Raw genomic sequence first — 23786 nt, 5'->3', positions numbered from 1 at the left:
TTCCGACACATCCCGTCCGCATCATGACATGACACCGACCCGGTGAATGCGTCGAAAACGTCATGAAACAGTGCGTTGACAGCGGTAGGGCTTCGTCTTTCGATGAATGGGTGTGAGCGAACTCGGGGGAATCTGAAGGGTCCGGCAAGGAGGAACCACCATGGACCGACACATGCCGATCTCCCGCCGCCGTCTACTCCTCGGAGCCGCCGCGTTCGGCGTGCCCGCCGTCCTCGTCGGGTGCGGGTCCGGCAGCCCCGCCACCGGGCCGGGCAGGTCGTCCGGCGGCGGGACGGGCACGGTCACGATCGGCTCGAACGCCTCCGACGAGGTGCCCAAGAAGGCCCTGGAGACCGTGCTCAAGGGCTTCACCCAGGCCGTCCCGAAGGTCAACACGGTCGACCACAACACGTTCCAGGAGAACATCAACCGCTATCTCAAGGGCACGCCCGACGACGTGTTCACCTGGTTCGCCGGCTACCGGATGCGCTTCTTCGCCGAACAGGGCCTGGCCACCGACATCTCGGACGTGTGGCGGGAGATCGGCGGCGACTACACGCAGGCGTTCAAGGACCAGTCGACCGGCACCGACGGCAAACAGTACTTCGTGCCGTTCACCTACTACCCGTGGGCCGTCTTCTACCGCAAGAGCCTGTGGCGGGCCAAAGGGTACGAGCCCCCGAGGACCCTGGACGAGTTCACCGCCCTGGCCAGGAGGATGAAGGCCGACGGGCTGGTCCCGATCGCGTTCGCCGACAAGGACGGCTGGCCGGCGATGGGCACGTTCGACATCCTGAACATGCGCACGAACGGCTACGACTTCCACATCTCGCTCATGGCCGGCAAGGAGTCGTGGACCGACCCCCGGGTCAGGCAGGTCTTCGACACCTGGCGGGGGCTGATGGAGTACCACCAGCCGGCCGCGCTCGGGCGCACCTGGCAGGAGGCCGGGCAGTCGCTCGCGCAGAAGAAGACCGGCATGATCCTGCTCGGCATGTTCGTCGCCCAGCAGTTCCCCGAGGCCGACCGCGACGACCTCGACTTCTTCACCTTCCCCGAGATCGACCCCGCCCACGGCACCGACTCGATCGACGCCCCCATCGACGGCTACATGATCTCGGCCAAGGCCCGGAACGTGGACGGCGCCAAGGCCCTGCTCAAGCACCTGGCCAAGGGCTCGTCCCAGAACGAGGCAACCAAGCTCGACCCGGGCACGCTGGCGTCCAGCTCCAAGGCCGACACCAGCGGCTACAGCGCCCTGCAGAAGCGCGGCGCCGAACTGGTCTCCCAGGCCACCCACCTGGCGCAGTTCCTCGACCGCGACACCCGGCCGGACTTCGCCTCCACCGTGATGATCCCGTCCCTGCAGGCGTTCGTCGGCGCGCCGAACGAGATCGACTCGCTGCTGGCGGGCATCGAGAAGCAGAAGGCCAACATCTTCCGCTGATGACCGTCAAAACCCGTCGCTACTCCGCCCGGGACGTGACCGTGCTGGTCATCGGGCTGGGGATGGCCGTCATCGTCAACGTGGGCCTCATCTGGGGGCCCGCGCTGGCCTCCGTCGCGCTGTCCGGCACCGACTGGAACGGCATCGGGCCGATCGAGTGGGTGGGCGGGCGCAACTACCACGACCTGGCCACCGCCTACCCGCCGTTCTGGTCGGCGGTGCGCAACAACGTGTTGTGGCTGGGCTTCCTGGGGCTGGTCGCGACGCCGTTCGGGCTGTTCTGCGCGGTGCTGCTGGACCGGCGGCTGCGCTGGTCGCGGGTCTACCAGAGCGCGCTCTACCTGCCGGTCGTGTTGTCGCTGGCCGTGGTGGGCTTCATCGCCCAGCTCGTCTACTCCTCCGACTACGGCGTGCTGAACGCGGTCACCGGCCTGACCGTGGACTGGCTGGGCGACCGGTCGATCAACATCTGGGTCGTGATGGTCGCGGCCGGCTGGCGGCACGTCGGCTACGTCATGATCATCTACCTGGCCGGGCTCAAGGCCGTGGACCCGGCGCTGAAGGAGGCCGCCGCCATCGACGGGGCCACCGAGGCGCAGACCTTCTTCCGCGTGGTGTTCCCGACGCTGCGGCCGGTCAACGTGATCGTGCTGGTCATCACCGTGATCGAGGCGCTGCGCGCGTTCGACGTCGTCTACGCCGTCAACAAGGGCAGGAACGGCCTGGAGCTGCTGTCGGTGCTGGTCACCGAGAACATCGTGGGCGAGGCCGGCCGCATCGGCTTCGGCTCGGCCATCGCCGTGATCCTGCTGGTGATCTCACTGGGGTTCATCGTCACGTACCTGTCGCAGCTGTTCAAGGAGGAGCGATGACGCTCACCGCGCCCGCCGCCGCTCCCCCGGCCCAGGACCGGCGGCCGCCCGCGCGCCGGCCCGTGCGGCCGCTGCGCGTCCTGCTGCACGTCTTCCTCGCGCTGGTCGCGCTGGGCTGGGTGCTGCCGCTGGCCCTGTCGGTCTACGCCTCGCTGCGGCCGTACGCGGAGACGGCCCGGCTGGGCTACCTGTCGGTGCCCGAGCACCTCACGCTCGGCTACTACGCCGAGGCGTGGAGCCGGGCCGAGCTGCCCCGCTACTACCTGAACACGCTGATCATCGTCGTCCCCGGGGTGCTGGTCACGCTCTTGCTGGCCTCGTTCACCGCGTTCGCCGTCGCGCGGGTGCGCGTCCCGGGGCGCAAGGCGCTGCTGATCGTGTTCACCGCCGGGAACCTGATGCCGCCGCAGGTGCTCATCACCCCGCTGTACACCCTCTACACGCTGGTGCCGCTGCCCGCCTGGCTGTCGGACTCCCAGTCGCTCTACGACTCCTACCTCGGGCTGATCCTCATCCACGTGGCGTTCCAGTTCGGCTTCTGCGTCTTCGTCATCGCGAACTTCATGCGGACGATCCCGGAGGAGATCACCGAGGCGGCGCTCGTGGACGGCGCGAGCGTGTGGAAGCGCTACTGGCGGCTCACGCTGCCGCTGTGCAGGCCGGTGCTGGCGGCGCTGGCCACCCTGGAGTTCACCTGGATGTACAACGACTTCCTGTGGGCGCTGGTGCTGATGTCCTCGGGCGACAAGCTGCCGGTGACCTCGGCGCTGAACAACCTGCGCGGCCAGTTCTTCACCGACTACAACCTGCTGGCGGCCGGGTCCCTGCTGGTGGCGCTGCCCACGCTGGTCGTCTTCCAGCTCCTGCACAAGCAGTTCGTCGCCGGGCTCACGCTGGGCTCGACCAAGGGCTAGGTCAAGGTCAGGAGGGTCGGAGCAGGGCGTGGAAGCGGGTGGCCACCTGCTCCCACGTCCACTCGCGGGTGATCCAGTCGCGGCCGCGGGCGCCCATCTTGCGTGCCCGCGCGGGATCGGAGAGCAGGTCGACGACGGCCTGGGCGACGTCCGCGACGTCCGCGCCGTCCACGACCAGGCCCGTCTCCCCGGGCCGGACGGCGTCCGGCGCGCCGCCGGAGTTGCCCGCGACCACCGGCAGGCCGGTCGCCGACGCCTCCAGGAAGACGATCCCGAGTCCCTCGACGTCCACGCCGTTCCAGCGGGTGCGGCAGGGCATCGCGAAGACGTCGGCCGCCGCGTAGTAGCCGGGCAGGCTCGCGGCGGGGACCGTGCCGGTGAACCTGATCGACTCGTGCCCGCCCGCCAGGCGCTCCAGCCTCGACCGGTACGGGCCGCCGCCGACGAGCAGCAGCACCGCGTCCGGCACCGCGCGGAGCACCCTGGGCCAGGCCCGGATGAGCTGGTCCTGGCCCTTGCGCGGGACCAGCCGGGACACGCAGGCCACCACCGGCCGGCCGTCGAGGCCCAGCGCCGCCTTGGCGGCCCGCGGGTGGAACTGGTCGACGTCGACGCCGGGCGCCAGGCGTACGAGCTTGTGCGGGGGGATCGCCGCGGCCAGGCGCTGCCGCGTGTAGTCGCCCAGGTAGGTCACCACGTCGGCGTGCGCGCCGATCCTGCGCAACACCGAGCGGAAGCCCGGCGCGCCCGCCCACGACGCCTCGTGGCCGTGGGTGAGCATCACCACCCGCCGCGCGCCCGCCGCGCGCAGGCGGGGCGCGAGCAGGCCGAGCGGCGCGGCCGCGCCGAAGACGACGGTCTCGGCGCGGTGCTCGGCCACCAGCCCGGCCGCCCTGCGCGCGACGGCCGGGGTGGGCAGCATCAGCCGCGTCGGGTGCCGGACGACCCGGTACGGCTGACGCCGGTCGAACTCCTCGCATCCCGGCCAGGCGGGGGCGTAGACGGCCACCCCCGGCGTGCGGAGCGCGAGTCCGTGCACGAACGACTGGATGCCGCCCGGCCTGGGCGGGAAGTCGTTCGTCACGAAGACCACGTCGGTCACGGTTCGGGGACGCCGTTCAGTCTCGCCCACGAGCGGGCCAGGGCGTTGCGCTCGGGGCTGGAGGGATGGGAGGCATAGAGCACATATTCCACCGCATCCGGCGACAAGTCGGAAATGTTGGTTATGGCGAGGCGTTTCTGCATCGCGACGAACGTGGCCGGATCCCTGGTGAGGTCGAGGGCGTGCACGTCGGCCCGCGCCTCCACGTGCCGCGTGATCAGGTTCTGGGCCGGGTCGGAGACCAGCGAGGCCAGCGTCATCAGCCCCATGAGCACGCCGATGGCGCGCGGGTCGGCCACCGAGGCGATCCCCGTGCGCCGCCGCAGCGGCCCGACCAGCAGGAACAGGCCGATCGCCCCGAAGGCGGCCAGCAGGCCACCGAGCAGCGTGCCGTCGAGCACGTCGGCGTGCTTGGCGTGGCCCAGCTCGTGCGCGACCACCAGCTCGACCTCCGACTCCGGCGCCTTGAGCAGCGTGTCGTAGACGACGATCCGGCGGGTGGCCCCGAAGCCCGACACGTACGCGTTGAGCGCCGTGGTGCGCCGCGAGGCGTCGGCGACCAGCACGTCCTCGACCGGGACGCCGTCCCGCTCGGCCATGGCCAGCAGCTCCGACCGCAGCGAGCCCTGCGGCATGGAGGTGAAGTCGTTGAACAGCGGCTCGAACACCACCGGGTAGACGTACGACACGCCGAGGGTGAGCGCGAACGCGCCCACGGCGGCCGGGATCCACCAGCGGCGCACCTTGCGGGCCAGCGCCACGAGGGCGAGCAGCATCACGGCCATCAGCAGCACGCTGACGCCGGTGTTCTTGAGCCGGTCGGCGGCCCAGCCCGCCCAGTCCTGGGTGGACAGGCCGTAGTCGCGCAGGATCGTCTCGAACCACATGCCGAGCGGCCACCTCAGCACTTCGGTGATCGCGGTGAGCACCACCACGCCGAGGATCACCCGCACCCACCACGGGCCCCTGAGCACGCCCAGCACCTTGGCCGCGAACGGCGTGAGGACCAGCAGCCCGGCGAACAGGACCGTGAGGCCGAGCGAGATGTAGCCGGGCAGGGTGGTGGCCGCGTCGAACGCCTGCGCCCTGGCGATCTGGGCGGCGCTGAAGTCGCGGGCGGGGTCGGGGGCGACGGCGGGCGCGCCCGCCGCCAGGACCCGCCAGGGGGTGGTGAACGCGACCACGGCCAGGATCACGCCGCCGACCAGGGCCAGGGCGGCGCCGGCGGCGCGCCTGGAGCGGGATTCCACGCGTTGCCGTTCGCGGGCGATCAGGTGCTCCGCCGTTCCCGTCAGCTTGCCGGTTCCTGGACGGGCCTCGACGCCTTCGGCGAGGGGGGTGACGGGATCGCCCGCGCCCTTGCCACGGCCCCTGCCCTCGCCGCCGCCTTTGCCGCCGCCTTTGCCGCCGCCTTTGCCGCCGCCTTTGCCGCCGCCCTTGCCGCCGCCTTTGCCGCCGCCCTTGCCGCCCGTTCCCGGGTCGTCGGGGGCCTCGGGGCTCTTGCCGGGGGTGTCCGTGCCATCGGCGGCCTGCGCGCTGGTCCGGGCGTCGGTGGCGGGGGCGTCGGCGCGGGTCGCGTGGGGGCGGTCGTCGGGGGTGGGGGGCCGGGGGTGACGGGGGTCCTCGGTGTCGGGGTCGGCGTCCGCGTCGGGGCGGGCGTCCGGATAGTCCGGGTCGTCGGGGTGGCCCGGGGACTCGGGGGGCTCGTTGGTGCCGGACGGCTCCGGCGGCGCACCGTCGCCGGGACGGTCCGCGCCGTCGTCCCTGATGGCCACACCGCCGCCGTGGGCCGCCACGACCGCCGTGCCGGGCTCGTCGGCCCCTCTGGCGACCGCTCCGGCGGGCTCGTCCCCTTCCCGGGGCGGGTCGTTCCGCTCGCTCATCTGCCTCCCCTTCACGCGAGCTGCTCTCGTACGTACTCGCGCCACCGTGCCGCCAGCGTCTCGGCGGTGAGCCCCACGGAGGCGAGCGCCTGATCGACGCCGGCCACGCGGGCATCACGGTAGAGCCGTACCAGGGTCCCGTCACCGAACCGGTCTGCGAGGAAGCGACACGCCATCCAGGCCTCCTGGTACGCCCGCGCGAGCCGTCCGGGATCGGCGGCCGTGGGGGCGAAAGCCGCAGGTCCGGGCAACTCGCTCGGCAGCCGGCCGGCCCTTACGTCGGCGGCGAGTTCGGCGGCGGCCGTCCCGACGGGGAGCCCGGCGTCGCGGTAGGCCACGTAGTCGGCGAACCCCTCGTAGAGCCAGACGGGCAGCCGGTCGGTGCCCGCGGCGACGTGGGTGAGCTCATGGGTGAGGACGACGTCGCGTCCCGTGGAGGTGAGCCGGGCGAACGAGCCGGGCACGACGATCACCCTGGCGCCGTCGGCCACCGCGGCCAGCCCGTCCAGCGGGCCCGTGCCCGCCAGCCCGGCCGCCTCGGCGTCGGAGTCCGGCACGACGACCAGCGCGCGCACCGGCCGGCCGAGCACCGCGGACACCCGCCGTCCGGCGAGGTCCGCGCGGCGGGCCAGATCGGCGAGCACGCCGGGCTCTGCGCGGTGCCCCACGACCACGGACCGCGCGCCGCGGGCCACCTGACCGCCGTCGCTCCACAACCCGCGCGCCCCGGCGGGCAGGACGGCGGCGGGCGGCGCGTCGGCGACCACGAGCACCGCCGTCGACAGCAGCAGGACCGAAAGGAGCAGCCGCGGACCGCGAAGGGACGGACGCACCTGCGAGGACACGGCCCGATGCTAGTAGGCCCACGCCCCTCCCGGCCCCTTCCCGAGGCCGAACCCTCCGCCGGACCGACCCCGTCGCGGAGCCGGGCCCTTCGCCGGACCGGGCGCTGCTCGGGGCCGGGCATGCGACAGGCCCCGGCCCGGACCGGGGAGGGTCCGGGCGGGGCCCGTTGTCACGCGCCGGGACGCACCGCGCCGACGAACGACGACTTCCGCCATCCGCCCAGTTTGTCGATGCGCACCCGTTCGCCGGTCCGCGGCGAATGGACCATCTTGCCGTGGCCGACGTACATGCCGACGTGGCCCAGCCCGTTGAAGAACATCAGGTCGCCCGGCTTGAGATTGCGCCAGGAGACCTTGCGCTTGATGCGGGCGAACTGGCTGTTCGTCACGCGCGGGAGTCGTACCCCGGCCTTCTTCCAGGCGTACTGGACGAGTCCGGAGCAGTCGAACGCACCAGGGCCCGTGGCCCCGTACCGGTACGGGTCGCCGACCTGATGCTTGGCGACGGCGACGGCCCTGCGGGCCTTCGACGCCTGCCGCGCGGCCTTGGCCGACTTGGCAGACCTGACGGTCCTCGCCGACTTGGCCGACTTCGCAGTGGCCGCCTTGGCGGTGCTGGACACCGCGGTGAGCCTGGCGGCCGATTCGCTCACCGTCTGCGCCCCGGCCGGCGCGGCATGGAGAACCGCACCTCCGGCCGTCACGGTCATCGTGAGTGCGACGCCCCTCAGGGCAAGACGGGACAGACGGGGGTTATGCAGGGAGGTAGACAGGATTTCTCCTTGTGTCTTCCACGAACGCCTACCGGGTTAGCTGACGGATTCGGGCCTGGAAGTCGCCCTACGGCGCGAGACGCGCCGATTCACCCCTGATCCCGGGGGATTACGGGATCTTTGGGTCCCCGGCTCCGTGCTCCTGGCTGCACGGACTCGGCAGGTCGCCGCCCGATGGTTGTGCCTGAACGGGGATATCGGCGGCGACCGCTGGATTTTCATCTGGTCCGCATCGGGGTTCCGATGTCGATCCGCGGTGCGCATGGCTTGCTGACCGCGACGCCAGAAACTACGCCGAGGGGTCAAGATTTGGCAAAGGGAGACTCGGCCTGTAAAGATCAGATAAAGATGCAAGTAAAGGGTGAAACCCCTGCTGGACCCCAGGGTTCCGTTACCGGTTTGTGACCCTTCTCACACTTCCCGGCACACCCGATTGTCAGGGCACTTTCGCCCCGTTTGTCCCGCTTCGCCTCAGCGCCCACGGGCACGCCGCAGCCGCCCGAGATTTCGGGCGGGGACCGAGTCAGGGGCGGATGGCTCCGACGAGCGGACGACCGTAGTCGGCGAGGCGGACGACCTTGACGACGTCGCCCGTCTGCGGCGCATGGACGATCTTGCCGCCGCCCGCGTAGATGCTGACGTGCCCGAGCCCCTCGCTGAAGATGAGGTCACCCGGCTGGAGGTCCTTGAGGTCCACCTTCCGGCTCGCGCCCCAGGCCCACTGCTGCCACGTCGTACGCGGCAGGGAGACGCCGGCGGCGCGCCAGGCTGCCTGCGTCAGCCCTGAGCAGTCGTAGCCGCGCGGGCCCGTGCCCCCGTAGATGTACGGCTTGCCCACCTGGGCGAAGGCGAAGTTCAGGACGGCCGCCGCACTGCCCGAGGCGGGACCGGTGTACTTGATGCCGGTGCTGTTGGGATTGCCCGGGTTGTAGGCCCCCAGCTTGTCCAGGAGCTTCTTCTGCTGGCCGACCAGCTTCAGCACCTCGGCCCGCTCCCGCTGGACGGCGTCCCGCTCCTTGTCGGCGTCGGCGAGCGCGGTCTCGGCGTTGTCGCGCTCGGCCTTGAGCCCCTTGTTCTCGCGGTCGAAGGCGGCCAGCTTCTCCAGCCGCTCGCGCGAGAGCTGCCCGGCCATGGCCAGCCCGGCCAGCAGGTTCTCGGGGTCGTCGACGCCGACCATGCCGGGCAGGGAGGTGACGTCCCCGCCCAGCTTGTAGGAGTCCACCGCCACCCTGATGATCTCGGCGCGGAGGTCGGCGACCGTCTGCAGCTTCTGCTTGTAGCGGTCGTTGAGCCTGGTGTAGGCGTCCTTGGCCTTCTTGTAGTTCTCGGTCGCCGTGTTGTACCGGTCGACGACCTTGTCGGCCTTGTCGTTCAGCTTCTCCAGCTTGGCCTTGGCCTGTTTGAGGGTGGGCTTGGGATCAGCGAGCGCCGCACCCATCGGGACCGTCATCAGTCCGATCGCGAGACCCGCGGCCACCGTCACCCGGCCAAACCTCACAGCGTCGCCTCCCAGGGATTACACCTGGGGCGAAATAGTACAGAAGTGGCGGGTGGGGTCTCGCCAATAGTGCTAATTCGTAACTTATGCGCGGCCCAACCGGCGCAGCAGCAGACCGGACGGAACCGGTCTGGCACCCATCCGGCGTACGGACTCGGCGACCTCGCGGTCGGAGGAGACGACGGCCATGGCCCGGCCGGGCGGCTCGGCCCGGACGAGCTGGCGGATCAGGTCGTCGGCGATCTCCCCCGGCGCGCTGAACAGCACCCGCACCCCGCGCGGCGCCACCACCTGCACCGGCGCGTTGAGTTCGGCGCCGTCGAAGACCACCGTCACCTCGACCCGGGTCTGGGCGACCAGCCCGCCGAGGCCGGTCATCAGCCGGTTGCGCTGGTCGGCGAGGGTGAGCGTGCCGTAGCCGGTCTTCGTGACGTTGTAGCCGTCGATGATCAGGTGGACCTGCGGCAGCGCCAGGAGCTGGTCGAGGAGCTGCGGGTCGTCGTCGGCCAGGGCCCGCGCGGGCACCCCGCGCACTCCGGGACGCTCGCCGGTGCTGGCCGCGACCGAGTCGGCGGGCCTGCTGATCGTGGTGGGCAGCGCCAGCTCCCTGCGCAGCCCGGCCGAGGCGTCCTGAAGGGCGTCGAGCAGCACCCTGATGCGGGCGTCCTCGATGCTGCGGCCCTCGCGGGCGGCCCGGCGGGAGGCTTCGAGCTGCCGCTCCACGTCGGCCAGGCGCTCGCGCAGGCGGCGCAGCTCGGCCTCGCCCGCGTTGCCGGCGGCAGAGGCGGCGTGCCGGGCGTCGTCGGCGGCCTGTTCCATCTCCTCGGCCCTGCGGGTGGCGGCCTTGGCCCGCTCGCGGGCGTCGTGGAGCTTGCGCCGCAGGTCGGAGTTCTCGGCGCGGGCCGCCTTGATCTGCTCGCGCAGCCGGTCGGCCTCCTCCTTGGCGGCGGTCTTCTGCGCGGCGAGCTGCTCGCGCAGCCGCGTCACCGCCTCCTCGCGCTCGGACCCCTCGGCCGCCACGGCGGACTGCTCCAGGTCGGCGCGGGCGGTTTCGATCATCTCCGCCCAGCCGGGGGGCCTGGTGAGATAGGCTGCGGCAGCCACCAGCACGGGGTCGGCGGCGGGCGGCACACTGCCCTCGGCCAGCGCGGCGACCAGCTCGGGCCATCCGGCGGCGACTGACTCCGCGACCAGTTCGCGGAACTTCTTGTCGTTCTCCAGTTGCGCGGCGATCGGCGCGCTGCCCAGCTTGGCGCGCTTGCGCGGGTCGAACTTCGCGATGCCGCGCAGCGGCGGCGGCACGGAGACGGCGGGCATCGTGCCGAGAACCTGCGCGGCCAGGTCGACGACGTTGAGGCGCACCTGCTCGGGAAGCGGGCGAGACAGGCCTTCACCCGCTGAACTCATCCCACTTGTCCCTTCGTGACATGCCCTTTCAGACAAGGGTACGGCTCTTGCGTACCTGACCGTAACGGTCCCTTGAACCTAGACAAGCGCTTGGTAGGGGGTATACGACTGAGCCGGGGCAGCGGTGCGGCCTGGAGGTGAGCGGTGACGGAACAGATGCGCACGTCCACGCGTGACCTGGCGGAACTGCGCGAGCGGGCGTCCCGCTGGCTGCGCGGACGGGTCGGCGGGGACGCCACGGTGTCGGAGCTGTCGCGGCCCTCCGGCAACGGCATGTCGAGCGAGACGCTGTTCTTCACCGCCACCTGGGCCGCCGGGACCCGGCGGTGCGTGGCCAGGCTCGCACCTGCGGCGGAAGCCGTTCCGGTGTTCCCCTCCTACGATCTGCGGGCCCAGTTCGAGGTCATGCGGCTGGCCAGGGAGAAAGCTGGGATCCCAGCGCCGAGACCGCTCTGGTTCGAGCCCGACCCCGCGCCGCTCGGGACGCCGTTCTTCGTCATGGAGCGGGCCGAGGGCGACGTGCCGCCGGACGTCATGCCGTACACGTTCGGGGGCTGGCTGCACGACGCCTCCCCCGGCGACCGGCGGCGGCTGCAGGAGGCGAGCGTCGGGCTCGTGGCGGCGCTGCACGAGACGCCGTACACCGGGCAGGACGTCGCGGTGCTCGGCCCGCTCGCCCCCGGCGGCACGGACGGCCTGCGCGCGCACGTCGAGGCCCAGCGCGCCTACTACCGGTGGGCGCACGGCGCCCGGCCGATCCCCGTGCTGGAGCGGGCCTTCGACTGGCTCGGCTCACACTGGCCGGACGACCCCGGCCCCGACGTCCTGACCTGGGGCGACGCCAGGATCGGCAACGTGATGTACCGCGACTTCACGCCGGTGGCGGTGCTCGACTGGGAGATGGCCGCCGTGGGCCCGCGCGAGCTGGACCTCTCCTGGATGATCTTCCTGCACCGCTTCTTCCAGGACCTCGCGGTGACGATGGGCCTGCCCGGCATGCCGGACTTCATGCGCCGCGACGACGTTTGCCAGAAATATTGCGAAATAACTGGCTACGAGCCCCGCGACCTCGACTTCTACGAGATGTACGCCGCCCTCCGCCACGGCGTCATCATGGCCCGGGTGTGGCAGCGCAGGATCCATTTCGGCGAGCAGCCCATGCCGGACGACCCCGACGACCTGGTGCTCCACCGGGCCGCCATCGAGGAGCTGCTCACCCGCTAGCGTCGTAGACCAGCAGCGCGATCTGCACCCGGTTGTTCAGGTCGAGCTTGGTCAGGATGCGCGAGACGTGCGCCTTGACCGTGGGCACGCTCATGAACAGCTCCCGCCCGATCTCGGCGTTCGACCTGCCCTGCCCCACGGCCAGCGCGACCTCGCGCTCCCGCTCGCTCAGCCGGCCGAGCAGCCCCCGCGCCCGCTCGGTGCGGTCGCGGCCGCCCCCGTCGGACACGTGCGAGATGAGCTGCCGGGTCACCGCCGGCGACAGGATCGGCTCCCCCGCGGCCACCCGCCTGACGGCGTCGACCAGATCGCCCGGCGGGATGTCCTTCAGCAGGAACCCGGCCGCCCCCGCGCGCAGCGCCCGCACGACCTGGGCGTCGGCGTGGAACGTGGTCAGCACCACGACCTCGGGCGGCGAGACGGTGCGGCGCAGCGCCTCGGTCGCGGTGAGCCCGTCGACGCCCGGCATGCGGATGTCCATCAGGACGATGTGCGGCCGGTGCTCGGCCACCCGCGGCGGCACCTCGGCCCCGTCGGCCGCCTCGCCCACGATCTCGATGTCCGCGGCCCCGCCGAGGATCATCGACAGCCCGGCCCGCACCATCGCGTCGTCGTCCACGATCAGCACCCTGATCGGCGCGTCCATCTGCCCTCCGTCGGTCAACGTCACTCCCCGTCCTGCTCCGGCGGCCACGGCAGCCAGGCGCGCACCCGGAACTCGCCGCCGGTCACGCCGTGCTCCAGCCGGCCGCCGGCCAGCTCGGCCCGTTCGGTCAGCCCGATGAGCCCGGCGCCCGCCCCCGGCATGCGCGGCCCGTGCCGCGACCACACCGGGTTGCGCACCTCGGCCGAGACCCCCTCGCCCGGCTCGCCCGCCACGGCCACGGCCACCGGCGCGCCGTCCGCGTGCTTGCGCGCGTTGGTGAGCGCCTCCTGCACGATGCGGTAGACGTTGCGGCCCGCCCCGGCCGGGACGCCGTCGGCGGCGCCCAGGTCGAGGCGGACGTCCATGCCGGCCTGGCGGCACTCCTCGACCAGCGCGGGCAGGTCGGCGAGCGTCGGCTGCGGCCGGTCGGGCACCGGGTCGGCGGCCCCCGGCGGGGTGTGGCGGAGCACGCCGATCACCTCGCGCAGGTCCTGGAGCGCCAGGTGGGCGTTGCTCCTGATCGCGCCGGCGGCCCTGGCGACGTCCTCGGCGGGCGCGTCGGGACGGAACTCCAGCGCCCCGGCGTGCAGGCTGAGCATCGAGATGCGGTGGGCCAGCACGTCGTGCATCTCGCGGGCGATGCGCTCGCGTTCGAGCCGCTTGGCGTCCTCGGCGGCGGTCTCGGCCCGTTGCCTGAGCGACCAGACGAGCTGCCGCCTGGCCCGGATGACGATGCCCCAGGCGTAGATGGTCAGCACGATCGTGACCCCGAACGCCGCCCCCCACAGCGGCGTCAGGTCCTCCTGGGGCCGCAGCAGCACGTACGGGGCCAGGGTGACCAGCGCCAGCAGCGTGACGGGCCCCGACACCTTGAACGGCCGGTGCACCGCCACGGTGAACAGCGCCACCAGCGAGGCCCCGCCGACCAGCTCCAGATAGGACGACAGCAGGATCGTCACCAGCGCGAACCCCACCGGCCAGCGCCGCCGCAGCCACACCCCCGCGCACGCCAGCGCCCCCACGATCTGCTCGACGGCCAGCAGCGGCTCGGGCTCGTTCCTGATCTCCTCAAGGCTGATGAACGTCACGCCGCAGGCCAGCAGGAACAGCGCGATGTCGGAGACCCAGTCGAGGGTCGAGCGCCGCACCCGGCCCCCGCGCCCGTCGCCGAGCAGCGTGGACGGCAACGCCCACCGGTATTCCAGGGCCGGATCGCCCTCCCCCCGCAGTTCCCTCACATTCGTCGAGGTTATGCCCTGCGCGGGAGCCGGCGACAGCGACCAAAGTCGGTGTCGCCGCAGACCGATGGCCGAGGCGGGCGGGCCGCCGCGGCGGCGAGAGTGGACGGCATGAAAGCGGTGGTGGAGGTGTTCGGCTGGCTGCTGATCCTGCAGGGGGTCGGCGGGCTGCTCAACACGCTGTTCGGCTGGTGGGGGTGGGCGCACGGCCTGCTCGTCGTCAATGTGCTGCCCTTCCTCGACGGTTACGAGGTCTTCGCGGCCGTCGTGATCGGCGTGCTGGGGTTCGCGCTGCTCTCGGTGGCCGGCGCGGCCGGGCGGACGGCCGGCGGGGCGGAGGAGGGCCGATGAGCGGGACCGCGCTGCGTCCGCCGCGGCACCGTCCCGACCGCCGGGCGGTGGCGTGGTGGACGGTGCAGTGGCTCGTCCTCATGGTCCCCGTGGCGGCGGCGGCCGTGGGCGCGTACCTGGTGTTCACGCCGCGCACGCCGGGGCTGGGGGTGGCGGCGGTGGCGTTCGCGGCGGCGTGCCTGCTGGTGGCGCTGGCCGAGCCGCGGGCGGCCTACCGGGTGCAGCGGTGGGAGGTCACCGAGGAGGCGGTCTACGTCCGCCAGGGGTGGCTGACGCACACGTGGAAGGTGGCGCCGATGTCGCGGATCCAGCGGGTCGACACCGAGCGGGGGCCGGTGCAGCGGCTGTTCGGGCTGGCCGACGTCACCGTGACCACCGCCTCCTCCGCCGGAGCCGTCAAGATCACGGCGCTGGACCACCGGCTCGCCGCGGACCTGGCCGAACGGCTCACCGCGCGCACCCAGGCCACGCCCGGGGACGCGACGTGACCGGCTGGCAGCGGCTGTCGGGCCGGGGCCTGTGGAACGCGGCCGCCAGGTCGCTGGCGTTCGCGGCCGGCGCCGTGGCCGCGCTGGCGCGGTTCCTGGTGGGCCGGGACTGGGAGGCGGGCGGCGTCGTCGCCGCGTGCGCGGGGGCCGCCGTGCTGATCGTGGCGGGGGCGGTGGCCTACGAGGCGGCCCGGCTGCGGACGACCGCCTGGCGGCTCACGTCCGACCGGCTCGAACTGCGCTCGGGCGTGACCGTGCGGCAGCACCGCGCGGTCCCGCTGGACCGGGTGCGCAGCGTGGACCTGCGCGCCGACCCGGTGCGCCGGGCGTTCGGCCTGACCGTGGTCAAGGTCGGCACGGGCGAGCGCGCGGCCGAGGGCTCGGAGCTGGTGCTGGACGCCCTCGACCGGCACTCGGCCGAGATGCTGCGCCGCACGCTGCTGCGCCAGGACGCGCCCGCGCCCGAGGACGGTCCCCTGGCCGAGCTGCGCTGGTCGTGGATCCGGTACGCGCCCCTGTCGGCCTGGACGTTCACCGGGGCGGCGGTGGTCCTGGGCGCGGCCTACAAGGGGCTCGGCGCCGTCGGGCTCAAGGACTTCACCGACCGGGCGGCGAGCGGCCTGTGGGGCTGGGTGAGCGCGCAGCCGTGGCTCGCCGTCCCGCTGGTCCTGGCGCTCAACGCGGCCGTCGGCGCGCTCGGCGCGTTCCTGCTGTACGCCGAGTCCTGGGGCCGCTACCGCCTGGAACGCGAGCCCGGCCGGCTCAGGCTGCGCCGCGGGCTGCTGACCACGCGTTCGCTGACCCTGGAGGAACGGCGGCTGCGCGGCGTCGAGATCAGCGAGCCGCTGCTGCTGCGGCTGGGCGGCGGCGCCCGGGTCAAGGCCGTCGCGACCGGCCTGGCCAAGACGGAGGACGAGACCGAGGACGTGGCCGCCCTCACCCCGCCGCTCCCCCGCGCCGAAGCCACCCGCGTCGCCGCCGCGATCGCGAACACGACGGCGGGCGCCGGGACAGGCCCGGGGATCGACGCGGATGCGGAGATCGGCGCAGGTGCGGGGATCGGCGCGGGGGTCGCGTCTTTGGTCGTGCATCCGGTGGCGGCCGGGCGGCGGCGGGTCGTGCGGGCGCTGGTGGCCACCGTCGTTCTGACGGCGGGCGCGGGGCTCGCCTGGTGGCTGCTGCCCGCGTCGTGGCCGCGCGCGTGGGTGTGGGCGGCGCCCGTCCTGGCGCTCCCGGTGGGGTTGTGGCTGGCCGCCGAGAGCCGGCGCGCTCTCGGTCACGCGCTGGGCCCGCGGCACCTGGTCACGCGCCGCGGCGCGCTCGTCCGCCGTACGGTGGCGCTGGACCGGGCCGGCATCACCGGCTGGACGTTCCGGCAGTCGTTCTTCCAGCGGCGCTCGGGCCTGCTGACCGTCTCGGCCTGCACGGCCGCGGGCGGCGGCCACTACGAGGTGCTGGACGTGGGCCGCGGCGACGGGCTCGACCTGGCGGCACGCGCGGTGCCGGGCCTGCTGGAGCCGTTCCTGACCGGCAGACGAGGCGACGGACGGGGCGACGGGCAGGGCGGCGGACAGGGCGGCGGGCGGGGCGGCGACGGCAGGCCGCGTGATCCACCACGGTTGCCCATGCCCCTGTAGCGGACAAGCCGTGATCGCGCGGCCCGGCGGCTTTCTGGTCAATACGCTATTTGTCGCGCTTGCAACCGAGTTGCAGCCTTGTTGACCGTTGACGTAGATCGCCCGCCGGGAGGGTGATCCCCGCGTGGTGCCAGGACCGGCGTTGTCGTGCCGGGCGCTGAGTTGCCGCGCCGGCGGACGCACGATCATCGAAGACCTCACCCTGGAGCTGGCCCCGGGTGAGCGGGTGGCGCTGATGGGCCCGTCGGGCTCGGGCAAGACCACCCTGCTCACCACGCTGGCCGGGCTCCTGCCGCCCGCCAAAGGGAGGGTGATGGTCAGGGGCGTGCCCCTCGACGAGCAGCCCGCCCTGCGCGCCGAGCCGGCGCTGGTCTTCCAGTCCTACCGCCTGCTGAGCCTGCTCACGGCCGCCGAGAACGTCGAGGTCGCCCTGCGGGCCGCGGGCCGCCCGCCGAAGGAGGCCGTCGGCGTGGCAGCTGCTGGAGCAGGTGATCACGGTGGCCGCCGGCACGCAGGCCGGGCTCGCTGCCGGGCTGACGGCGGCCAAGGTGGCGCTGGGCCGCATCCCGCAGTTGACCGTGCCGCCGGGCACGCCGCCACTCCCGCACGGGGTCGCTGCGGTGCCGGTCGCACTCGTCGTCGGCGCGGCCCTGCTGGTCAGCCTGCTGGTCAGCCTGCTGGTCGCGGGGGTGGTGTCGGAGCTGCTCCTGCGCGGCATCCGCGTCGAACGGCTCCGTGAGGCCCCCGCGTGACGTCCGGCTGAGGGCCGCGTGAGACCCGCGTGAGGGCCTCCTGACGCTCGCGTGCGGACCGCCTGACGCCCGCGCCCTGACGCCCACGCCCTGAGCTCCACGCCCCCACGTCCGCGCCCTGGGGTTCGCCGCGCGGGATCAGCTTCCGGTCGGCTGTTTGGCCAGCTCGGCCAGGTATGCCCTGGCCAGGGCGAGCGCGCCGTCCTGCGCCTCCTTGCGGGGCATGAGCCGGGCCTTGGGCGAGTTCGCCGGCTCGCCCTTGGGCCGCTCGGCGCCGGAGTAGTCGACCCTGACCACCAGCGCGCCGGTACGCGCGATCACCGTGCCGCTGGAGGCCGACACCTCTCCCTGCCTGGTCTGCACGAACTGGCCGTAGGCCTGCTCGCCGAGCCCCTCGATGTCGCGCAGCTCGCCCCACGTGATGCCGCCGATGGACGATTCGGCGGTCTTCCTGTCGCCGCCGTACTCGCCGGCGTAGTACGCCTTGGCCGCGCCCGGGTCGATCGCGCCCGCCCGGTTGGTGAAGCGGTGGGTGGTGATCAGCATGCTGCGGATCCTGACGTTCCCGGCCGTGCCCGGCAGGTCGAGGTTGAGCCAGCGGCACTCGGTCTCGTCGTCGTTGCCCGACTCGGTGGCGCGCGCCCTCGTGGTGGGCTTCGGCACCAGGCGGGTGGCGGCCTCCGTGACGGCCTGGCAGGCGGGCGGGAAGGCGGCCAGCTCCGTGGGCGAGGGCGTCGGGCGGGCGGCCGGGCTCTGGGTGGCCGGGGCCTGGTCGGCCTTGGCCAGCACGCCGGGGTGTTGCGCCTGCCAGGCGGCCACGCCCTTGGCGAAGTACGCGATCAGGCCGCTGACCTCGCGGATCGCGTTCTCCTCGGTGATGGACCTGGTGCTCTCGTTGGACAGGATCTGCGCGTCCTTGCGCTGCTGCCCGGCCTGGAACTTGACCCGGATCGTCATGTCCCCGACCTGGGCGTGGGCCTGGCCGAAGGAGTACCACAGCAGCTTGCCGTCGCGCCGCCAGGTGTACTGGGCGAACGCCCCCTCGCCGACGCCGGTGACGTCCTTGACCGGGGAGACGTACTCCTTCTCGTCGGGGTCGAGCGAGGGCTTGGCGGTGGCTCCGTACTTGGCGCCGCGGTAGTCCATCTCGTAGGAGTTCTGGGCCATCGAGCGGCCGGTCTTGGCGCCCTCGCCCTTGTGCTGCTCGATCCTGACGTCGATCTCCCTGCTGCGCCAGAACTCGCCGAACGAGATGCGCTGGTTCTGCCAGTTGCAGGTGAAGGCGACGGTGTAGTCGGAGTCCCTGGAGGACCTGGTCACCGTCGCGCCGGGCGCCAGCCGTTCGGCCTCGTCCGCGGGCAGCATCGAGCAGGCGTCCGGGCCGGGCGCGGCGGCGGCCGGCGCCACGGACCGCGCCGCCGACGACGACGGCCCGGCGGCCGTCCCGCCGCCGCCCTTGCCGGACAGCAGCAGGTAGGCCCCCACGCCGCCACCGGCCACGACCACCACCAGGGCCGCGGCGAGGGTGGGCAGCAACCACGCCGGGCGGCGTCCGGGCCGACCGGCGGGCGGGCCGCCCATCGGCCCCGTGGGCGGCTCCGGCGGCGGACCCCACTGCGGCCCCGACGGCGGCCCCCACTGAGGACCGGACTGTGGACCGGACTGAGGAACAGGCTGAGGAACGGGCTGTGGGCCCGGGTGCGGGTGAGGCGGCGGGCCCGGTTGCGGACCGGGGGGCGGGCCGGGCGGCGGTGTCGGCGGCCTTCCCTGCGGCTCGAACCGCCGGCCCGGCACCGGATGAGGGGTGGTCGGCGGCTCGTACTCGCTACCGGGATTCACTGCGACTCCTGAGATTGCCCTGACTTGCGGTGAGACATGGCGGAACGCCCCTTGCAGCACGCACAACGATCATCCCGGCAGCGCCCCGGAGACCACCCGGGCGATCCGCAGCGCCGTCTCCTTGTCGACCGGCGCCTTGACCGACACCTCGTCGCGGTGCCAGATCACCTCGCCGAGCAGGTTGCTGGACCGGAAGAGCACGATGCTGTCGAACCGGCCGACCGTGCTGGAGGACATCAACAGCTCGAACCGGTTCTGCACGAACGCCGCCTCCCCCACCCCCGCGACGTCCACGACCTCACCGGCGGCCGTCCGCGCCCGGGTGCCCCGCGCCGCGCTCCTGGTGCCCTTCTCGCTGGCGAACCGGCGCGCGGCCACCTGCGGCCCGCCGAGGTCGCCGTCGGGCTTCTCGACCCAGGTCCGTACGGTGATCCGCCGGCCCCGCCGCTCCTCCAGCCCCGCGACCCACTGGCACTCGCCGTCCCGCGTGGCGCTGCGCCGGACGGCGCCCTTCGCCAGTTCGGCGGCCTGGGCGTCGCTCAGCAGGCGGCAGGGGTCGGGGGCGGCGGCGTACCGGCCGGTCTCCGGCTGACCGGCCAGGGCGTCCACGGCGTACCAGCCGGCGCCGAGCACCGCGACGCCGGACGCGACGGCCACCGGCAGCAACCACCGCCGGCGACGCCCGGGGACCGGGCCGGAGCGCACCGGCGCGCCGCTGAGCACCTGCCGGACCTGGGCCGCCGTGGGACGGGCGGCGGGCTCCTTGGCCAGCATCGCCATGAGCAGCCCGCCGAACTCGCGGCCCGCCCGCTCAGGGAAGGGCGGGTCGTGCAGCAGCACCGCCGCCGCGACCGCCGCGGGCAGCTGCCGCTCGAACGGCGCCCGGCCCTCCACGGCGGTGTACAGGCTCGCGCCCAGCGACCACAGGTCGGACTCCTGGCCCGGCGCCTGCTCGTTGAGCCGCTCGGGCGCCATGTAGCCGAGCGAGCCGCCGCTGCCGGCGCCGTCGCCCTGACCGCCCATGGGGACGGCGATGCCGAAGTCGGTCAGCATGGCCGAGCCGTCGGCGTCGAGCAGGATGTTGGCCGGCTTGACGTCGTGGTGCAGGATGCCGTGGGAGTGCGCGACCTCCAGCGCCGACAGCACCTGCAGCCCGATGCGGGCCGCGTACGGGGGCGGCAGGGGCCCGTTCTCCCTGATCACCTTGTCCAGGGACCGGCCGGTGACCAGGTCCATGATGATCCACGGCTGGTCGCCGTCGAGCACCACGTCGTGCACCAGCACGATCGCCGGGTCGCGCAGGCGTCCGGCCGACCTGGCCTCGTGGATGGCGCGGTCGGCGAACTCGGCCCGCTGGTGGGGGCTCAGCCCCGGCGGCACCCGCACCTGCTTGACGGCGACCTCGCGGTCGAGCATTTCGTCCAGCGCCCGCCACACCGTGCCCGCGCCGCCCTGCCCGAGGTGCTCGACCAGCCGGTAGCGGCCGGCCAGCAGGTGGTGGTCACTTCGCACGGCGCAACGCCTGCTCGCTCGACCGGGCCGCCTTGATCGCCGCCTGCCGGACGTCCTCGTCGGTAGGCTTGTCGGCCAGGGTGGCGTACTGGACGGCCACCACCAGGTTGGCGATCCGGTAGTAGACGTGAGCCGAGTGGACGCGGCCGGTCTTGCCCTTCAGCTCGAACGCGAACGCCTCCTCGCCGAGGCCTGCCAGGTCGTGGACGGGGGTGCGGGTGGAGCGCATGTCGGTCTTGACGCCGATCTCCGGCCAGGTCCAGTCGATCTGGTCGTACTTGGCCCAGTAGCGCTTCTGGTTCTGGAACAGGGTCCGGGCCGTGGCGGCGGTCATCGACCAGGGATCGACGGTGTCGGAGTCCTTCTGCACCTGGAGCCCGATGCCGGTGCCGGCGGTCGGCCAGCCGCATTCGGGGCCCACCTCGTTGCTGTCCGGCTGGGCCTTGGGCGGGCTCTGGGTGCGCAGCAGGCCGCCGACGTCCTGCGGGGTGAGCAGGGTGCACACGTCCATCGGCACGGTGAACGCGGCCGGCGGCCCGTCGTCGTCGCGCAGCACGACGAAGCCGGTGGCTCCGGCGGCGACCACGAGCACGGCCGCGACCGCGCCCCACAGCAGCAGCGGCCGCCCGCGCCGCCCCACCCGGCGGGGCGCGGTGGCCTGCTCGCCGGCCGCCAGGACCGGCGCCGGGCCGCCCGCGGCCAGCTGCCTGAGCGCGTGCACGACGTTGCGCGGATCGGGACGGGCGTCAGGATGGCGCGCCATCATGGCGGCCAGCAGCGGCCCGAGCGGCCCCGGCGCGACCGGCACCGGCTGCGTCACGGTCGCCCTGACCCGCTCGGCGACCGAGCCCTGGTAGGCGTTCCCGCCGGTCACGGCGGCGAACAGGGTCGCGCCGAGCGACCACAGGTCGCTGGACGGGCCGCCGGGCTCGCCCTCCAGCCGCTCGGGCGCGATGAACCCGGGCGAGCCGATCATGAGCCCCTGCTCGGTGAGCGCGGCCTGCCCCTCCTGCCGGGCGATGCCGAAGTCGGTCAGCACCACCCTGCCGCTGTCGGTCAGGAACACGTTGCCCGGCTTCACGTCGCGGTGCTGCAGCCCCTGGGCGTGGGCGGCCTGCAACGCCTCCAGCACGTCGGCGCCGACGCGGGCGGCGTACTCGGGCGGCATGGGGCCGAACTCGCGCACGGTGTCGGCCAGCGTACGGCCCCGCAGCAGCTCCATGACCAGCCACGGCCGCTCGTGCTCGACGATGACGTCGTGCAGCGCCACGATGCCGGGATGGCGCAGCCGGGCGGTGGCCTGCGCCTCGCGCACGGCCCTGGTGACCGCGTCGGCGCGATCCTTGGACGGCATGCCCTCGGGCAGGGTGAGCTCCTTGACCGCGACCTCGCGGTCGAGCATCTCGTCCTTGGCCAGCCACACCTTCCCCATGCCGCCGGCGCCGAGTGGGCGCAGCAGGGCGTAGCGGCCGGCAAGTCTTCCCGCGGACATAAAGGGAAGGGTAACTAAGGATCAAGAAGGATGGTTATTCGAGCACGTCCCCCCATGCCGTCCCGGGCCCCCTTGCCCGCGCTCCGGCGTGGTCCGGCGGAGTAACTGTCGGTCCCCCTCTCTATGGTCTTGGAACGTGGACGCGGTACAAGGCACCCTCGACGAGCTCGGCACCCCGCTGAGCGACGTCACGTTCGTCGTGTTCGACCTGGAGACCACCGGCGGCTCGCCGGCCGAAGACTCGATCACCGAGATCGGCGCGGTCAAGGTGCGGGCGGGTGAGGTGCTGGGCGAGTTCTCCACCCTGGTCGACCCCGGCGGGCCGATCCCGCCGTTCATCTCGGTGCTGACCGGCATCACCGACGCCATGGTGGTGGCCGCCCCGCGCATCGAGGCGGTGCTGCCGAGCTTCCTCGAGTTCATCAAGGGCTCCACGCTGGTGGCCCACAACGCGGGCTTCGACACCCGCTTCGTCAAGGCCGCCTGCGCCGCCCACGGCTACCCCCCGCCCGCCAACCCGGTCGTCGACACCGTCGACCTGGCCCGGCGGGTGCTGACCCGCGACGAGACGCCCAACGCCAAGCTGTCCACGCTCGCCCGCTTCTTCCGCAGCCCCACCGAGCCGTGCCACCGCGCCCTGCAGGATGCCAGGGCCACCGTAGACGTGCTCCACGGGCTGATCGAGCGGGCCGGCTCCTTCCAGGTCCACACGCTGGAGGAGCTGAAGTCGTTCGTCCGCGCCCCCACGCCGGAGCAGCAGCGCAAGCGCCACCTGGCCGAGTCCGTCCCGCACGCCCCGGGCGTCTACTTCTTCGAGGACGACCGCGGCGAGGTGCTCTACATCGGCAAGAGCACCAACCTGCGCAACCGCGTGCGCTCCTACTTCACGGCCGCCGAGACCCGCCCGCGCATCCGCGAGATGATCGGCATCGCCGAGCGCGTGCGCCACGTCGTCTGCGCCACCGGGCTGGAGGCCGAGGTCAGGGAGCTGCGGCTGATCGGCGGCGCCAAGCCGCGCTACAACCGCCGCTCGCGCTTCCCGGAGAAGGTCGTCTGGCTCAAGCTCACCCCCGGCCCCTTCCCCCGCCTGTCGATCGTGCGCGAGCTGAAGGACGACGACGCCACCTACCTGGGCCCGTTCAGCAGCTCCCGCCTGGCCGACGAGGCCCGCATCGCCCTGCACGAGGCCGTGCCGCTGCGCCAGTGCACCCAGCCGATCAGCCTGCGCACCCGCCGGGCGGCCTGCGTCCTGCACGAGATGGGCCGCTGCGGCGCGCCCTGCGCGGGCAAGGAGAGCCCGGAGGAGTACGCCGCGCACGTCGAGAGCGCCCGCCGGGCCATGACCTCCGACGCCTCGCTCGTCTACACCGCCGTCTCGGCCCGCATGGAGCGCCTGTCGGTCGAGCAGCGCTACGAGGAGGCGTCCGTCGACCGCGACCGGCTGGCCGCGTTCGTCCGGGCGGCGGCTCGCATGCAGCGCCTGAGCGCCATCACCCGCATCCCCGAGCTCGTGGCCGCCAGCCCGGCCTTCGACGGCGGCTGGGACATCCACGTCGTCCGCTACGGGCGGCTGGCCGCGGCGGGCGTGATGCCGAAGGGCGCCCATCCCACACCGTTCGTCGCCTCGCTCAAGGCCATGGCCGAGGCCGTCATCCCGGGCCCCGGCCCGGTCCACGCGGCCAGCGCCGAGGAGACCGAGTGCATCCTGCGCTGGCTGGAGTCGCCGGGCGTGCGGCTGGTCGAGGTCGACGGCGTGTGGTCGATGCCCGCCCGGGGCGCCGCCCGCCACAAGGCCCGCATCGACCTGGCCTACCGCGGGCTTGATCAGCGGCGCGACCGAGAGGGACGTCCTTTGCGATGACCGGA

The 23786-nt window shown here is 73.2% G+C and carries 20 protein-coding genes, 1 pseudogene and 1 riboswitch; of the genes and pseudogenes, 10 read left to right on the top strand and 11 right to left on the bottom strand.

Going from position 1 to position 23786, the window contains the following annotated elements:
* Positions 1 to 160: 160 nt before the first annotated feature.
* The 3 genes from ACIBQ6_RS17620 to ACIBQ6_RS17610 are packed head-to-tail and all read left to right on the top strand — an operon-like array spanning position 161 to position 3233.
* A complete protein-coding gene (locus ACIBQ6_RS17620; protein ID WP_358294116.1) occupies positions 161 to 1447 on the top strand; it encodes an extracellular solute-binding protein in 1287 nt (428 codons plus the stop codon).
* Complete coding sequence (locus ACIBQ6_RS17615) at positions 1447 to 2319, top strand: carbohydrate ABC transporter permease (protein ID WP_397212977.1); 873 nt, start codon at positions 1447 to 1449, stop codon at positions 2317 to 2319. Before ACIBQ6_RS17620 ends, ACIBQ6_RS17615 begins: the two co-directional genes overlap by 1 nt.
* Positions 2316 to 3233 carry a carbohydrate ABC transporter permease gene (locus ACIBQ6_RS17610; protein WP_358294118.1) on the top strand — a complete coding sequence of 306 codons (918 nt, stop codon included), beginning with the start codon at positions 2316 to 2318 and terminating at the stop codon, positions 3231 to 3233. The genes ACIBQ6_RS17615 and ACIBQ6_RS17610 overlap by 4 nt, the downstream gene beginning before the upstream one ends.
* Positions 3234 to 3240: 7 nt before the next feature.
* Here ACIBQ6_RS17610 and ACIBQ6_RS17605 read toward each other — a convergent pair whose 3' ends face one another.
* From ACIBQ6_RS17605 to ACIBQ6_RS17580, 6 genes are all read right to left on the bottom strand, one after another.
* Entirely contained in the window at positions 3241 to 4335 is a 1095-nt protein-coding gene (locus ACIBQ6_RS17605) for a glycosyltransferase family 4 protein (RefSeq protein ID WP_397212975.1), read from the bottom strand.
* Positions 4332 to 6218, bottom strand: a complete 1887-nt coding sequence (locus ACIBQ6_RS17600) for a M48 family metalloprotease (RefSeq protein WP_397212973.1) — start codon at positions 6216 to 6218, stop codon at positions 4332 to 4334. Before ACIBQ6_RS17600 ends, ACIBQ6_RS17605 begins: the two co-directional genes overlap by 4 nt.
* A gap of 11 nt (positions 6219 to 6229) precedes the next feature.
* Complete coding sequence (locus tag ACIBQ6_RS17595) at positions 6230 to 7063, bottom strand: hypothetical protein (protein ID WP_397212971.1); 834 nt, start codon at positions 7061 to 7063, stop codon at positions 6230 to 6232.
* A 170-nt stretch (positions 7064 to 7233) separates the two neighbouring features.
* A complete protein-coding gene (locus tag ACIBQ6_RS17590; protein ID WP_358294126.1) occupies positions 7234 to 7716 on the bottom strand; it encodes a C40 family peptidase in 483 nt (160 codons plus the stop codon).
* A 130-nt stretch (positions 7717 to 7846) separates the two neighbouring features.
* A riboswitch (cyclic di-AMP (ydaO/yuaA leader) is annotated at positions 7847 to 8008 on the bottom strand.
* Positions 8009 to 8359: 351 nt separating this feature from the next.
* Positions 8360 to 9286, bottom strand: a complete 927-nt coding sequence (locus ACIBQ6_RS17585; RefSeq protein WP_358294128.1) for an NlpC/P60 family protein — start codon at positions 9284 to 9286, stop codon at positions 8360 to 8362.
* Between the two features lie 132 nt (positions 9287 to 9418).
* Entirely contained in the window at positions 9419 to 10741 is a 1323-nt protein-coding gene (locus ACIBQ6_RS17580; protein WP_358294130.1) for an NYN domain-containing protein, read from the bottom strand.
* Positions 10742 to 10885: 144 nt separating this feature from the next.
* Here ACIBQ6_RS17580 and ACIBQ6_RS17575 point away from each other — a divergent pair, with 144 nt between their 5' ends.
* Entirely contained in the window at positions 10886 to 11965 is a 1080-nt protein-coding gene (locus ACIBQ6_RS17575) for a phosphotransferase family protein (protein WP_358294132.1), read from the top strand.
* Here the strand turns inward: ACIBQ6_RS17575 and ACIBQ6_RS17570 are convergent.
* Together ACIBQ6_RS17570 and ACIBQ6_RS17565 are read right to left on the bottom strand one after the other, a co-directional pair.
* Positions 11955 to 12611, bottom strand: coding sequence for a response regulator (locus ACIBQ6_RS17570; protein WP_397213452.1), 657 nt, complete (start codon positions 12609 to 12611; stop codon positions 11955 to 11957). The two genes, ACIBQ6_RS17575 and ACIBQ6_RS17570, sit on opposite strands and share 11 nt — an antisense overlap.
* A 20-nt stretch (positions 12612 to 12631) precedes the next feature.
* Complete coding sequence (locus ACIBQ6_RS17565) at positions 12632 to 13849, bottom strand: histidine kinase (RefSeq protein WP_358294133.1); 1218 nt, start codon at positions 13847 to 13849, stop codon at positions 12632 to 12634.
* Between the two features lie 111 nt (positions 13850 to 13960).
* Here ACIBQ6_RS17565 and ACIBQ6_RS17560 point away from each other — a divergent pair, with 111 nt between their 5' ends.
* From ACIBQ6_RS17560 to ACIBQ6_RS17540, 5 genes and pseudogenes are all read left to right on the top strand, one after another.
* Complete coding sequence (locus tag ACIBQ6_RS17560; RefSeq protein WP_358294134.1) at positions 13961 to 14200, top strand: hypothetical protein; 240 nt, start codon at positions 13961 to 13963, stop codon at positions 14198 to 14200.
* Positions 14197 to 14688, top strand: a complete 492-nt coding sequence (locus ACIBQ6_RS17555) for a PH domain-containing protein (protein WP_397212967.1) — start codon at positions 14197 to 14199, stop codon at positions 14686 to 14688. Before ACIBQ6_RS17560 ends, ACIBQ6_RS17555 begins: the two co-directional genes overlap by 4 nt.
* The gene (locus tag ACIBQ6_RS17550) at positions 14685 to 16325 is read left to right on the top strand and encodes a PH domain-containing protein (RefSeq protein ID WP_397212965.1); all 1641 of its coding nucleotides are present in this window, start codon (positions 14685 to 14687) and stop codon (positions 16323 to 16325) included. Before ACIBQ6_RS17555 ends, ACIBQ6_RS17550 begins: the two co-directional genes overlap by 4 nt.
* Before the next feature lie 124 nt (positions 16326 to 16449).
* Positions 16450 to 16764: pseudogene (locus ACIBQ6_RS17545) on the top strand (ATP-binding cassette domain-containing protein); the annotation flags it as partial.
* 49 nt (positions 16765 to 16813) lie between these two features.
* On the top strand, positions 16814 to 17077 hold the full coding sequence (locus ACIBQ6_RS17540) for a hypothetical protein (protein ID WP_397213470.1): 264 nt from the start codon (positions 16814 to 16816) through the stop codon (positions 17075 to 17077).
* A 138-nt stretch (positions 17078 to 17215) separates the two neighbouring features.
* Here ACIBQ6_RS17540 and ACIBQ6_RS17535 read toward each other — a convergent pair whose 3' ends face one another.
* The 3 genes from ACIBQ6_RS17535 to ACIBQ6_RS17525 form a co-directional block, all read right to left on the bottom strand.
* Complete coding sequence (locus tag ACIBQ6_RS17535) at positions 17216 to 18658, bottom strand: hypothetical protein (protein ID WP_397212963.1); 1443 nt, start codon at positions 18656 to 18658, stop codon at positions 17216 to 17218.
* 327 nt (positions 18659 to 18985) lie between these two features.
* Positions 18986 to 20428: a serine/threonine-protein kinase gene (locus ACIBQ6_RS17530; protein ID WP_397212961.1), complete on the bottom strand. Its 1443-nt coding sequence runs from the start codon at positions 20426 to 20428 to the stop codon at positions 18986 to 18988.
* Positions 20418 to 21920: a serine/threonine-protein kinase gene (locus ACIBQ6_RS17525; RefSeq protein ID WP_358294139.1), complete on the bottom strand. Its 1503-nt coding sequence runs from the start codon at positions 21918 to 21920 to the stop codon at positions 20418 to 20420. Before ACIBQ6_RS17525 ends, ACIBQ6_RS17530 begins: the two co-directional genes overlap by 11 nt.
* A gap of 136 nt (positions 21921 to 22056) precedes the next feature.
* On the opposite strand from ACIBQ6_RS17525, the gene ACIBQ6_RS17520 reads away from it, so the two are divergent.
* Positions 22057 to 23781 carry a DEDD exonuclease domain-containing protein gene (locus tag ACIBQ6_RS17520; RefSeq protein ID WP_397212959.1) on the top strand — a complete coding sequence of 575 codons (1725 nt, stop codon included), beginning with the start codon at positions 22057 to 22059 and terminating at the stop codon, positions 23779 to 23781.
* Positions 23782 to 23786: the final 5 nt, after the last annotated feature.

Origin of the sequence: Nonomuraea sp. NPDC049655 (assembly GCF_044465465.1) — a bacterium.
Classification (GTDB): Bacteria; Actinomycetota; Actinomycetes; order Streptosporangiales; family Streptosporangiaceae; genus Nonomuraea.
The sequence above is the reverse complement of the archived record's forward strand: the minus strand, read 5'-3'. Positions and strand labels throughout refer to the sequence as shown.